The organism is Halomonas sp. HP20-15 (assembly GCF_033446685.1).
In the GTDB taxonomy this organism is placed as follows: domain Bacteria; phylum Pseudomonadota; class Gammaproteobacteria; order Pseudomonadales; family Halomonadaceae; genus Modicisalibacter.
Genome location: NZ_JAWQLY010000002.1, coordinates 17,815 through 30,763 on the forward strand (window position 1 = coordinate 17,815; position 12,949 = coordinate 30,763).

Sequence of the window (12,949 nt, forward strand, 5' to 3'; positions counted from 1 at the left end):
GCTCCTCAGTCGACCATCGGCAAATCGAGGCCCTGCTCGCGGGCGCAGTCGATGGCGATGTCGTAGCCGGCATCGGCGTGACGCATCACGCCGGTGGCCGGGTCGTTGTGCAGCACCCGGGCGATGCGCCGGTCGGCCTCCTCGCTGCCGTCGCAGACGATCACCATGCCGGCGTGCTGGGAAAAGCCCATGCCCACGCCGCCGCCGTGATGCAGCGAGACCCAGGTGGCGCCGCTGGCGGTGTTCAGTAGCGCATTGAGCAGCGCCCAGTCGGAGACCGCGTCCGAGCCGTCGCGCATGCCTTCGGTCTCGCGGTTGGGGCTGGCCACCGAGCCGGAATCGAGATGATCGCGGCCGATCACCACCGGCGCCGAGAGTTCCCCGGAGCGGACCATGGCGTTGAACGCCAGGCCGAGCTTGGCGCGCTGGCCCAGCCCGACCCAGCAGATCCGCGCCGGCAGCCCCTGGAAGCTGATCCGCTCACGGGCCATGTCGAGCCAGCGGTGCAGCGGCACATCGTCGATCAGCTCCTTGACCTTGGCGTCGGTCTTGTAGATGTCCTCGGGGTCGCCGGACAACGCCGCCCAGCGGAACGGGCCGATGCCGCGGCAGAACAGCGGGCGGATGTAGGCGGGCACGAAGCCGGGGAAGTCGAAGGCGTTGGTGACGCCCTCCTCCTGGGCCATCTGGCGGATGTTGTTGCCGTAGTCGAAGGTCGGCACGCCCAGCGCCTGGAAATCGAGCATCGCCTGGACGTGCACCGCCATCGACTGCTTGGCGGCCTTGACCACCGCTTCCGGCTCGCGCTCGCCACGCGCGCGGTACTCGTCCCACGTCCACCCGGCCGGCAGGTAGCCGTTGAGTGGATCGTGGGCGCTGGTCTGGTCGGTGAGCATGTCGGGGCGCACGCCGCGCCGGATCAGCTCGGGCAGGATCTCGGCGGCATTGCCGTGCAGGGCGATCGACTTGGCCTCGCCGGCCTTGGTGTACTTCTCGATGCGCGCCAGGGCATCGTCGAGATCATTGGCCTGCTCGTCGACGTAGCGGGTACGCAGGCGCATGTCGATGCGGCTCTGCTGGCACTCGATGTTGAGGCTGCAGGCACCGGCCAGGGTCGCCGCCAGCGGCTGCGCGCCGCCCATGCCGCCGAGCCCGGCGGTGAGGATCCAGCGCCCGCGCAGGTCACCGGCGTAGTGCTGGCGTCCGGCCTCGACGAAGGTCTCGTAGGTGCCCTGGACGATGCCCTGGCTGCCGATGTAGATCCACGAACCGGCGGTCATCTGGCCGTACATCATCAGGCCCTTGGCATCGAGCTCGTTGAAGTGTTCCCAGTTGGCCCAGTGCGGCACCAGGTTGGAATTGGCGATCAGCACCCGCGGCGCGTCGGCATGGGTCTTGAACACGCCCACCGGCTTGCCGGACTGCACCAGCAGCGTCTCGTCGTCGGCGAGGCGCTTGAGGGCATCGACGATGGCGTCATAGCACGCCCAGTTGCGCGCGGCGCGACCGATGCCGCCATACACCACCAGCTCCTTGGGATTCTCGGCCACGTCGGGATCGAGATTGTTCATCAGCATGCGCAGCGGCGCTTCGGTGAGCCAGCTCCTGGCGCTCAGCTGGCTGCCGTGGGGGGCGCGGATCTCAGTATCGCGAAAACGTGAAGAGGCCATGGTCGCTCCTGAAGGAATGTCGGTGATCTTGGCTAGCCAATATGTATATACATTATGTCAGCCATGCGCCGCGCGCAATGCTTGGCGCCTCGCCGTCGAGACGCACAGCTTGGGGATTTTCCGCTTCATTGCACCAAAGTAGTACTTTAGTGGCGAACCGCTCGCGAGGATTTACTCGGCGTCGGCTCTTCGGTATATGTATATACATTGGACCCTCAGGAGCTCGTCATGGCTCAACGCCTCTTCGCCGATCACGCCCTGCTAACCGACGGCTGGGCCCGGCGCGTGCTGATCGACGTCGACGACGCCGGCTTCATCACGGCCGTCGCGCCGAACAGCGCCGCCGCAGACGCCCGGCGCCTGGCCGGGCCGGCGCTGCCCGGCATGCCCAACCTGCATTCCCACGCCTTCCAGCGCGCCATGGCGGGACTCGCCGAGATCGGCAGCGAGCGCCCGGACAGCTTCTGGAGCTGGCGCGAGCGCATGTACGGTCTGGTCGACAGGCTGACCCCCGAACAGGTGGCGACCATCGCCCAGGCGCTCTACGTCGAGATGCTCAAGGGTGGCTACACCCAGGTCGGCGAGTTCCATTACCTGCATCACGACCCCGCCGGCCGGGCCTACGCCGACCCCGCGGAGATGGCCTGGGCGATCAGCGCCGCCGCCGAGCGCAGCGGCATCGGCCTGACCCTGCTGCCGGTGCTCTACGCCCACGGCGGCTTCGGTGGCCAGCCGCCCAACGCCGGGCAGCGCCGCTTCATCCACGATGCACCGGGCTTCCTGCGACTGCTCGAGCGCCTGGCGCCGCGGCTGGCGAAGCATCCGACGCAAGCCTTGGGGCTGGCCTTTCATTCGTTGCGCGCGGTAACGCCGGAGCAGATTCGTGAGGTGCTCGCGGCCGATCCCGCCGGTCCGCGCCACATCCATGTCGCCGAGCAGCAGCGCGAAGTCGAGGAGAGCGTGGTCCATTCGGGACGCCGCCCGGTACGTTGGCTGCTGGACAATGTCGGGGTCGATGCGCGCTGGTGTCTGGTCCACGCCACCCATCTCGACGCGGGCGAAGTGCGCGATCTCGCCGCCAGCGGTGCCGTCGCCGGGCTCTGCCCGACCACCGAGGCCAACCTCGGCGACGGGCTGTTTCCCGCCGTCGACTATGCCGCCGAGGGCGGCCGGCTGGGGATCGGCTCCGACAGTCACGTCTCGCTGGACGTGGTCGAGGAGCTGCGCCTGCTCGAGTACGGCCAGCGGCTTGTCACCCGGCGACGCAACTGCCTGCAGGACGGCGACACCCGCCAGGTCGGCGACTGGCTCTACCGCCACGCGCTGGCCGGCGGCGCCCAGGCCTCGGGGCAGCCGATCGGCGCCATCGCCCCGGGCATGCGCGCCGATCTGGTGGTGCTCGACGGCGACGATCCCTACCTGGCAACGGCCAGCGACGAGACGCGTCTGGGTCGCTGGCTGTTCGGCGGCTCGAAACAGCAGATCCGCGACGTGATGGTCGCCGGCCGCTGGGTGATCGAGGCGCGCCGACACGCGCTCGATGACAGCAACCAGGCGGCGCTGGCCCGGCTGTTCCGCGAACTCGGCTAATGGTCAACCAAGCTGTCGGGGGCAGCTTGAAGCGAGGGTCTTTCGCCATGGACGGAAAAAAGTTCCCTACTTTTCCATCGTTTCCGCCATCCATGGCGGTCAGATAGCGAAAGTAGCGCCCATGGAAGGGCTTACAGCGCCCTCGCGGAAACCTGTCCTCGACAAGGTAGCGCTAATAGAACGACCTCTACACGGTCAGCATTCGTCCGACGATAACAACCCCAACAATATCTGGAGCTTCCCATGTCCGCCGTAAACGCGATTCCCAAGCCAACCCCCGCGACGCTGTTCAAGCTGCTGGTGCCCAGCCTGCTGGGTATTCTGGTGTTCTTCGTGCCACTGCCCATCGACGGCAAGACGACGATCCTGCTCGACCACATGGTGACCGCCGTGCGCGGCCTGCTCGGCGGTGCCGTGCCGTACTACGCCATGGCGGTGATCGTCGCCGGCGCGCTCTATCCGGTAGTCACCGGACGCTGGCGCGCCAATCGCACCGAGCGCGTATTCACCGTGTTCAAGTGGCTGGGCGTGCTGTTCGGCGTGCTGGCGCTGACCGGCGCCGGGCCGGCGGCGCTGCATACCCCGGACATGCTGCCGTTCCTGTTCGACAAGCTGGTGATCTCGGTGGGGCTGATCGTGCCAATCGGGGCGATTTTCCTGGCGCTGCTGATCAACTATGGCCTGCTCGAAGGCGTCGGGGTCGTCTGCCAGCCGCTGATGCGGCCGCTATGGCGCACGCCGGGGCGCTCGGCCATCGACGCCGTGGCCTCGTTCGTCGGTAGTTACTCGATCGGCCTGCTGATCACCAACCGGGTCTACCAGGCGGGACAGTACTCGGCTCGCGAAGCGGCGATCATCGCCACCGGCTTCTCCACCGTCTCGGCCACCTTCATGATCGTGGTCGCCAAGACGCTGGATCTGATGGCGATGTGGAACCTGTATTTCTGGCTGACCCTGCTGATCACCTTCGCGGTCACCGCGATCACCGTGCGCCTGCCGCCGCTCTCGCGGATCAACGACGACACGCCCAACGACGAGGCGCCGGTGGCGCGCGGCCAGCGGCTGAGCCGGGCCTGGCAGGAAAGCCTGGGCGCCGCCGAACGCGCCCCGAGCCTGGGTCGCAGCGTTGCGGTCAACCTCAAGGAGGGCATGCTGATGACCATGAGCATCCTGCCCTCGATCCTCTCGGTGGGTCTGCTCGGCCTGCTGCTGGCCAAGTACACCCCGGTATTCGAATGGCTCGGGCTGGTCTTCTACCCGTTGATCGCGCTGTTCGGCATCGACGAGGCGAGCCAACTGGCGCAGGCGGCGGCCTCGGGGCTGGCCGAGATGTTCCTGCCGGCACTGCTGATGGCCGACGCCGAGCTGCCCGCGCGCTTCGCCGCCGGGGTAGTCTCGGTGTCGTCGGTGCTGTTCTTCTCGGCGTCGATCCCGTGCATCCTGTCGACGACCATTCCGCTGTCCATCGGCCGTATCGTGGTGATCTGGCTGATCCGCACGCTGCTCAGCCTGGCGCTGGCGATTCCCGCCGGGTATTTCGCCGCCTGGCTGGTGGGTTGAGGAGCCGGCGAGTCAAGTAGCCGAGTGAGCCATGGAGCGCAGCTTGTAACGATCGCCGGGGTGCAAAAGGTGGGCGTAGCTGATCAGGCGATCGCCCGACCAGGTGCGCCGGCGAACGCTCAGGCAGGGCAGCGTGGCGTCGACCTCCAGCCAGTCGGCGGCCTGGGACTCCGCCAGCACCGCCTCGACGACGTGCTCCATGTCACTGATTGGGCAGGCGGCGACTAGCACCTCGTTGGGCGTCTGGCGCGAGAAATCGGCCTCCAGGTACTTGGGCACCCAGCGCGGATTGACGTAGCGGTCCTCGAGCTGGATGGGCAGGCCGTCCTCCAGGTGGATGAGGATCGAGTGGAACAGCGTCACGCCGATGCGCACGCCCATCCGCAGCGCCATCTCGTCGTCGGCGCTGACCGCTTCGCAGCGCAGCACGCGGTTGGCGTAGCCATGGCCGCGGCGGCGCACTTCGTCGGCGATGTTGTTGATCTCGACCAGCGGCGATTCCGAGCGTCGGTCGGTGACGAAGGTGCCGATCCCCGACTGACGCACCAGGTAGCCCTCCTGCACCAGGTCGCGGATCGCCTTGTTGGCGGTCATGCGACTGACGCCGAAGGTCACCGCCAGCTGTTCCTCCGGCGGGATCTGATGATCGGCGGGAAAATGCCCCGTGCGGATGTTCTCCAGCAGGTACTGCTTGATCTGTTGATAACGGGGCGGTTGGCGTCCCACGGGGTTCTCCTCGAAGTCCTCGCCTGCCTTCCTCGTGTCGCTCCGTGCAAAGCGTCAGGTCAGCGGTTGCAGGTCGATCCTGATCAGGCGCGCCGTGTGGGGCGCCTCCAGCGTGTAGCTCAGCGGCGTCGCGGGCGAGCCAAGCCTACGCCAATGCCAGGCGTCGCCACAATCGAGGCGAGCCGACACCGACCCGGCCAGCCGCGCGCCACCGGCCACGGCCAGCAACAGCGTCTCGCAGCCGGGATCGCGCGTCAGCGCTACGCCGGGGTCGAGCCAGGCGACGTCGGCCCGCCAATGGCGTGGATTGTACATCAGGTTCAGCGCCCGGCTGGGACCGTCGGGCAGCAGGCAGTCCACCGCCGCGTCGCCAGCGAAGGCCAGGCTCTCCAGCGGCGCCAGCTCGACACGCCGGCCGGCCAGCATAAGCGTCACCGGATGCGCGCCGATCACCGTGAAATGCCGCGCCAGACCGGCAAAGGCCGAGAACGGCCCCGCCCGCTCGAGTTCGGCGAGCGAGACCCGCCAGCCCGGGCCTGCTTCATGCGCCGGTCCGCGGGCCAGTTCGCGGGTGACCCCGCCGCCGTTGCGCCAGGCGACCGGCTCGAGTTCGGCGAAGCGCAGTGTGTCGGGCAGGTCCATGCTAGGACGCGGCGCCCGGGGGCTTGTCGTTGCTGGTTGGGTCATGGCTGCTCCCGCCGTGAGGTTCGTCCGTCCAGGGCGGCGAGCCACAAGTATATACATTTAAAGCGGTCAAGGCGTCACACCGCGATATCCAACGGCGCGTGCAACCGTGATCGCCAGTGCAACTAAACTGACTATTGGCTGGGATAGCGCTCCATTCCAGTAAACGCAACGCCATGCGCAAAGCCGGCTCGCCCGCAGCGCGGTTTGCATGGACGCCGCGTTCATGTATATACAGGACAGGCGTAACCATATTTGCAACGGCGGGCTCTCGCCGGCTTCGTTCGAGGTGATCATGACAACCACACTGCGGCTCGCTCCGGGCGATCTGACACTCGACACGCTGCGCGAACTCTACGAGCGCAGCCCCACGCTCTCGCTCGACGAGAACAGCCGGACCCGGGTCGCCGACGCCGAGGCCACGGTCGGCGCCATCCTGGATAGCGGCCGCACCGTCTACGGCATCAATACCGGCTTCGGCGTGCTCGCCCAGACCTCGATACCGCGCGCCTCGCTGACCGAGCTGCAGCGCAACCTGGTGCTCTCGCACAGCACCGGGATCGGCGACGGTCTCGACGACGCCACGGTGGGCCTGATCCTGGCGCTCAAGGCGACGTCGCTGGCGCGCGGCCACTCCGGGGTGCGCTGGCGGGTGATCGAGACGCTGCTGGCACTGTACAACGCGCGGGTCTACCCGTGCATTCCGGCCAAGGGCTCGGTGGGCGCCTCGGGGGATCTGGCGCCGCTGGCGCACCTGGCGGCGACGCTGCTCGGCGAGGGCCGCATGCGCCACCAGGGCCGCCAGATGCCGGCCGTCGAAGGGCTCGCGCTGGCCGGCCTCGAGCCGCTGACGCTGGCCCCCAAGGAGGGCCTGGCGCTGATCAACGGCACCCAGGTCTCCACCGCGTTGGCGCTGCGCGGGCTGTTCGCCGCCGAAAAGCTGTTCACCGCCGCGGTGGTCGCCGGCAGCCTGAGCGTCGAGGCGTTGAAGGGCTCCGACACGCCGTTCGACGAGCGCATCCAGGCGGTCCGCGGCCACCCCGGCCAGCGTGACGTGGCGGCCTATTACCGCGCGCTGCTCGCCGGCAGCCGGATCCGCGAATCGCACCGCGACTGCCCACGGGTGCAGGATCCCTATTCGCTGCGCTGCCAGCCCCAGGTGATGGGCGCCTGCCTGGACCACTTGCGCTTCGCCGCCGGGGTGTTCCTGCGCGAGGCCAACGCGGTCTCCGACAATCCGCTGGTGTTCGACAACGGCGACGTGCTCTCCGGTGGCAACTTCCATGCCGAGCCGGTCGCCATGGCCGCCGATGTCCTGGCGCTGGTGATCGCGGAGGTCGGCGCGCTCTCCGAGCGGCGCATCGCGCAGCTCGTCGACCCGGCCCTGTCGGGGCTGCCGGCCTTCCTGGTCGAGGACAGCGGACTCAATTCCGGCTTCATGATCGCCCAGGTCAGCGCCGCGGCGCTGGCCTCGGAGAACAAGACCCTGGCACACCCGGCCTCGGTGGATAGCCTGCCGACCTCCGCCAACCAGGAGGATCATGTCTCGATGGCGACCTTCGCGGCCCGTCGGCTGGCCGACATGGCGTTCAATTCCAGTGCGGTGGTCGCCATCGAGCTGCTGGCGGCCGCCCAGGGCGTGGAGTTCCACCGCCCCCTGGCCAGCTCGCCCGCTCTCGAAGATGCGCTGGCGCTCATCCGCCGGGACGTGGCCCGTTACGCGCGGGATCGTTATTTCGCCCCCGATCTCGACGCCGCGCAGCGCTTCGTCGACGACGCTGCCTTCGAGGCGTTGCTGCCCCGCCCACGCCTTTACGCCGAGAGTTGAGGTGAAACGACACGACCCGCGACACGCTGCAGCCTCCGCGTGATGGATGTTCTACGCTGCATAGGCACACGCACTTCGACGCGACGAGGAGAACATCCGTGGCCGACCAACCGTTTCTGACCGACATCAAGACGATTCGCGAGCGTGCCCGCCAGCACATCGAGCGCGGCGCCGTCACCGAGGGCTATCGCGCCGATCGCGAGAACGTCATCCACCTGCTCAACGAGGCGCTGGCCACCGAGATCGTCTGCTATCTGCGCTACAAGCGTCACTACTACATGGCCGACGGGCTCAGCGCGCACATCGCCGCCGACGAGTTCCTCGAACACGCCCAGCAGGAGCAGCAGCATGCCGACTGGCTTGCTGCGCGTATCGTCCAGCTGGGCGGCGCGCCCAACTTTTCGCCGGAGGGCATCCAGACCCGGGCGCACGCCGAGTATGTCGAGGGCGACTCGCTCAAGGAGATGATCAAGGAGGATCTGATCGCCGAGCGCATCGCCATCGACAGTTACCGCGAGATCGCCAACTACCTGGGCGAGAACGATCCCACCTCGCGGCGCATCATGGAAGACATCCTCGCCCAGGAAGAGGAGCACGCCGACGACATGGCCGGACTGCTCGAAGGCTTGGACAGGCTCCACCAGAGCAACGCCTGAACTTTCCCGTCGGCATCCGCCGCCCCATGCCGGCCAGCGTTCGCTGGCCGGCATTTTTTTGCGCCGCCGAGCGCCGATGATCAGAAAAAATCGTTTGGTTTGCCTATGCTTACTTCAGCGCCTCGATGGGCAGCAGGCGACCCATCTGACTCCAACGCAACAATACGACATGGCACCGCGACAACACGACATAGCGCGCTTCGAAACTGTTCAAGGGAAGGGACAAGGTCATGACGAAGAAAAACCGACACGGCACCAACATCGGTGCCTGGCTGCTATTGATTTGCGCGCTCGCCGGCTTGGTGCTGGCGGCGATCGCGACATTCAACGACGGCAACGGCATCGCTCACACGCCGGGCACCTACCTGGTGTTCTTCACCACCGCCCTGCTGGTCGCCGGCTCGCTGCTGCTGGCCTTCGCCCGTAGCGCGCCACGCTGGCTGCGCGGAATAATCGCCCTATTGGTGCTGCTCGATCTGCTGGGAACCGCGTTCGCGGCCTACCTGCTCGAGGCCTACTGGCTGGTCGGATTCATGCTGGCGGGACTCGTCGCTTGGCTGATCCACCTTTTCACCGCCCCGACCAAGCAGCGTCGCAAGGAGGCCGCAGCATGAGCGTAAAATATGCAATCGCACTGACCGCCTCCTTCGTCCTGGCCGGTGCAGCCGGCCAGGTCCTGGCGCAGGAGGAGGCGTCGTCCCCGGGCAAGGCCGGTGGCCAGCCGCAGGGCCTCACCGATACGCAGGACGAGGCATCCGAGCAATCCGAACAATCGTCGAGCGACGCCACCAACCCTTCCAGCGATACGGGCGCTGCCGAGTCCGCCAATGGGGCATCCACTACCACCACCCCCACCGGGCCGGGCGGGCGGGTCGATACCGGCCCTGCTGGGCAGGCGCCGAGTGGCGACGGGCAGGCCTCCCCGCCGCGTCCGGGCCTCGATCAGTGGATGGAGGCCGAGAACACCTGGGCGACCTTCAACGGCGACCTGCGCGCCCAGAAATACTCGCCCGCCACGCAGATCACGCCGGATAACGTCGCTAACCTCGAACAGGTCTGGGAGTATCACACCGGCGACGTCTCGGACGGCAGCGGCGACGTGCCGATGACGGTCTGGTCGGCGACGCCGCTGTTCGTCAACGACACGCTCTACCTGGGGACGCCGTTCTACCGGATCATCGCCCTGGAGCCCGACACCGGCAAAGAGAAGTGGACCTTCGACCCCGATGCGCGGCTGGAAGCGCTGACCCAGCCTAACATGAAGAACCGCGGCGTGGCCTACTGGCAGGCCGACGAGCCGAAGCAGGGCGAGCCCTGCCAGAAGATCGTCTACATCGGCACCATGGACGCCAAGCTCTACGGGGTCGATGCCGACACCGGCAAGCGCTGCGCCAACTTCGGCGACGACGGCATGGTCAACGTCAACCAGTGGAACACGATCAACGACAAGTGGCCGCTGTCGCTGCTGCAGCCGCCCACGGTCTACAACGACACGCTGTTCCTCGGTTGGGCCGGCAAGGACTGGACCGATGCCGCCGCGCCCCCGGGAACGGTCTTCGCCCTCGATGCGCGCACCGGCGAGCTCAAATGGACCTTCCACGCGCTGCCCAAGGAAGTGATCGAGCGCACCGGTACCGCCAACGTCTGGGCTTCGATGTCCATCGATCCCGAGACCGGCCTGCTCTACATCCCGGTGAGTTCGCCGAGTCCGAACTACTACGGCGGCAACCGTACCGAGAAGCTGCCCCTGGCGACCTCGGTGACGGCACTGAACGGCGAAACCGGCGAGGTGGTGTGGAGTCGCCAGCTCGTGCATCACGACATCTGGGACTACGACACCGACGCGCCACCGACCCTGGTCGATATCGAGAAGGACGGCAAGACCATTCCCGCACTGGTACAGACCTCGAAGCAGGGCTTCCTGTATGTGCTCAACCGCAAGACCGGCGAGCCGATCTACCCGATCGAGGAGCGCAAGGTGCCGGCCTCGGATGTCGAGGGTGAGCAGGCCGCGCCGACCCAGCCCTATGTGCCCAAGCCCGAGCCGGTGATTCCCGATGAGTGGCCGGGCGTTTCGACCATCGCCGACCTGGTGAGCTTCGGCGAGTGCAGCAACCGCGCCGAGAAATTGCGCTACGAGGGCCGCTTCACGCCGCCGAGCCTCGAGGGCACGCTCGCCTATCCGCCCACCACCGGCGGCTCGCAGTGGGGCGGCGGCGCCGTCGACCCGAACACCGGGGTCTACGTGGTCAACTCCAACAGCGTGGTGCAGATCTATCGGCTGATCCCGCGCGACGAATTCCAGCAACTGGAGCAATCCGGCGAGACCGGCGGCTACTATCAGCAGGGCGACGCGGCCTATGGCTTCCAGCTCCAGACGTTCCTCAACTGGGCGGGCATGCCCTGCTGGAAGCCGCCCTATGGCACCATCGCCGCCTACGACCTGAATACCGGGGAGCGCCTGTGGAAGGAGCCGTTCGGCCAGGTCCAGAAGTACGGCTTCTACATGCCCGAATCCTGGGGCTCGGTGACCATCGGCGCGCCGGTGATCACCCAGTCGGGGCTGATCTTCATCGGCGCCTCGATGGATTCGCGGGTGCGCGCACTCGATCTGAAGAGCGGTGAAGTCCTGTGGAAGCACCTGGTCGAAGCACCGGCGGTGTCGATGCCCGCGGTCTACACCTATAAAGGCCGGCAGTACGTGACCTTCGCGGTGGGTGGCAACTCGATTCTGCTGCCCAAGGTCAGCGATCAGGTGGTTTCCTTCGCGCTGCCCGAAAAGGGCGAGGGGGAATAACGCCGCAGCGCCTGGAACGCATCGCGGCGGCCGGTCATCCCCGGCCGTCGAGTTGTAATAGCGCCCAGATATTTGCATAGCCCCAGGGATTGTTTCCCCTTGGGGCCGACCCGATGTCATAGTAGCAAAGCGAATAAGCCATCCACCGGTTATGTTCAAGGAGCAAGACATGGCACTGCATCTAGGCGACACCGCCCCGGATTTCACCCAAGACAGTACGGAAGGCCCGATCAAGTTCCACGAGTGGGCCGGTGACAGCTGGGTCATCCTGTTCTCGCATCCCAAGGACTTCACCCCAGTCTGCACCACCGAGCTCGGTGAGGTATCGCGCTTGAAGCCGGAGTTCGAGAAGCGCAACGCCAAGGCCATCGGCCTGTCGGTGGACCCGGTTGAAGACCATCGCAGCTGGGCCGGCGACATCGAGGAGACCCAGGGATACGGCCTTAACTTCCCACTGCTCGCCGATGCCGATCGCACGGTCAGCAATCTTTACGACATGATCCACCCCAACGCCAACGACACCCTGACGGTGCGTTCGGTGTTCATCATCGACCCCAACAAGAAGATTCGTCTGACCATCACCTACCCGGCGAGCACCGGGCGCAACTTCGCCGAGATCCTGCGGGTCATCGACAGCCTGCAACTGACCGACGACCAGAAGGTCGCCACCCCGGTCAACTGGAACGACGGCGACGACTGCATCATCGTGCCCTCGGTGAGCAACGAGCAGGCCAAGGAACTGTTCCCGCAGGGCTGGGATGAGAAGAAGCCCTACCTGCGCATGGTCAAACAACCCAAGCGATGATCCTCCGCGACGCCCGTCCCCGACGGGCGTCCATTTATGCCGTAGCTTTTCGCCCCGCTAGATGCTGTACGTTGGTCCTGCCAGCCATCGCCTTGAGTTCCGACCGACCACTCGCCATCTGGCATTTTGGGGCGGACTCTTCCACTTCCAGCAAATAGCCATCAGCAATAATTTAAATATAACTAATTACCAACAAGAATTTACAAAATAATCAATCACCGTAACCCGGCGTGTAATCATCCGGCCTTTAAACTCCTAAAGCTTAATACTTATCAAACCTTTGCTGCAGCAAAAAGCGTGAACTTATTTACTAACTGGCGATATATGAGAAAAATCCATTATTTTTTGTCATGGCGGAGACAATTAAAAAAACTCCCAGCTAATAACACCATCTCATCACCGGCGTGATCTCAGTATTTTGTCAATCCTGTGGCTTTTTTAGTACAGCGCGTTATTTTTTCTCGCTTTCTATGACTATCATTTCACAAGATTCACTCCAATTAAGCCGCTGCTAGTCTCCAGCTCACTTTTTTGAGTGACTCGAAGATAAAAGAGTAACGAAGTGCTCTCACCCGCGGTGCTGATCAACTTCGTGGATGGCGTTGAGGGAAGCCGTCTTTTACAAGGAACCGT

Annotated in this window: 10 protein-coding genes; 7 read left to right on the plus strand and 3 right to left on the minus strand. The window is 65.7% G+C overall.

Annotated elements, in window-relative coordinates; genetic code table 11:
- Window positions 1-5 precede the first annotated feature (5 nt).
- The gene (hutU, locus tag R6258_RS02485) at window positions 6-1,670 is read right to left on the minus strand and encodes a urocanate hydratase (RefSeq protein ID WP_318446967.1); all 1,665 of its coding nucleotides are present in this window, start codon (window positions 1,668-1,670) and stop codon (window positions 6-8) included.
- Between the two features lie 228 nt (window positions 1,671-1,898).
- Between hutU and R6258_RS02490 the strand changes: the two genes are divergently transcribed.
- Window positions 1,899-3,260, plus strand: coding sequence for a formimidoylglutamate deiminase (locus tag R6258_RS02490; protein WP_318446970.1), 1,362 nt, complete (start codon window positions 1,899-1,901; stop codon window positions 3,258-3,260).
- A 243-nt stretch (window positions 3,261-3,503) separates the two neighbouring features.
- Window positions 3,504-4,820 carry a YjiH family protein gene (locus R6258_RS02495; RefSeq protein WP_318446973.1) on the plus strand — a complete coding sequence of 439 codons (1,317 nt, stop codon included), beginning with the start codon at window positions 3,504-3,506 and terminating at the stop codon, window positions 4,818-4,820.
- 12 nt (window positions 4,821-4,832) lie between these two features.
- On the opposite strand, the gene hutC is transcribed toward R6258_RS02495, so the two are convergent.
- Both hutC and R6258_RS02505 read right to left on the minus strand, forming a co-directional pair.
- Window positions 4,833-5,546 (minus strand): histidine utilization repressor, encoded by a 714-nt coding sequence (gene hutC / locus R6258_RS02500; protein WP_318446976.1) that lies wholly within the window; start codon window positions 5,544-5,546, stop codon window positions 4,833-4,835.
- A 54-nt stretch (window positions 5,547-5,600) separates the two neighbouring features.
- Window positions 5,601-6,233: a HutD family protein gene (locus tag R6258_RS02505; protein WP_318446978.1), complete on the minus strand. Its 633-nt coding sequence runs from the start codon at window positions 6,231-6,233 to the stop codon at window positions 5,601-5,603.
- 292 nt (window positions 6,234-6,525) lie between these two features.
- On the opposite strand from R6258_RS02505, the gene hutH reads away from it, so the two are divergent.
- From hutH to R6258_RS02530, 5 genes are all read left to right on the plus strand, one after another.
- Window positions 6,526-8,058 carry a histidine ammonia-lyase gene (gene hutH / locus R6258_RS02510; protein WP_318446981.1) on the plus strand — a complete coding sequence of 511 codons (1,533 nt, stop codon included), beginning with the start codon at window positions 6,526-6,528 and terminating at the stop codon, window positions 8,056-8,058.
- 98 nt (window positions 8,059-8,156) lie between these two features.
- Complete coding sequence (locus R6258_RS02515) at window positions 8,157-8,714, plus strand: ferritin-like domain-containing protein (RefSeq protein WP_318446983.1); 558 nt, start codon at window positions 8,157-8,159, stop codon at window positions 8,712-8,714.
- 230 nt (window positions 8,715-8,944) lie between these two features.
- Window positions 8,945-9,328: a hypothetical protein gene (locus R6258_RS02520; protein ID WP_318446986.1), complete on the plus strand. Its 384-nt coding sequence runs from the start codon at window positions 8,945-8,947 to the stop codon at window positions 9,326-9,328.
- Window positions 9,325-11,511 (plus strand): pyrroloquinoline quinone-dependent dehydrogenase, encoded by a 2,187-nt coding sequence (locus tag R6258_RS02525; protein WP_318446988.1) that lies wholly within the window; start codon window positions 9,325-9,327, stop codon window positions 11,509-11,511. The genes R6258_RS02520 and R6258_RS02525 overlap by 4 nt, the downstream gene beginning before the upstream one ends.
- Window positions 11,512-11,680: 169 nt before the next feature.
- Entirely contained in the window at window positions 11,681-12,316 is a 636-nt protein-coding gene (locus tag R6258_RS02530; RefSeq protein ID WP_318446991.1) for a peroxiredoxin, read from the plus strand.
- The last annotated feature ends 633 nt before the right edge of the window (window positions 12,317-12,949 follow it).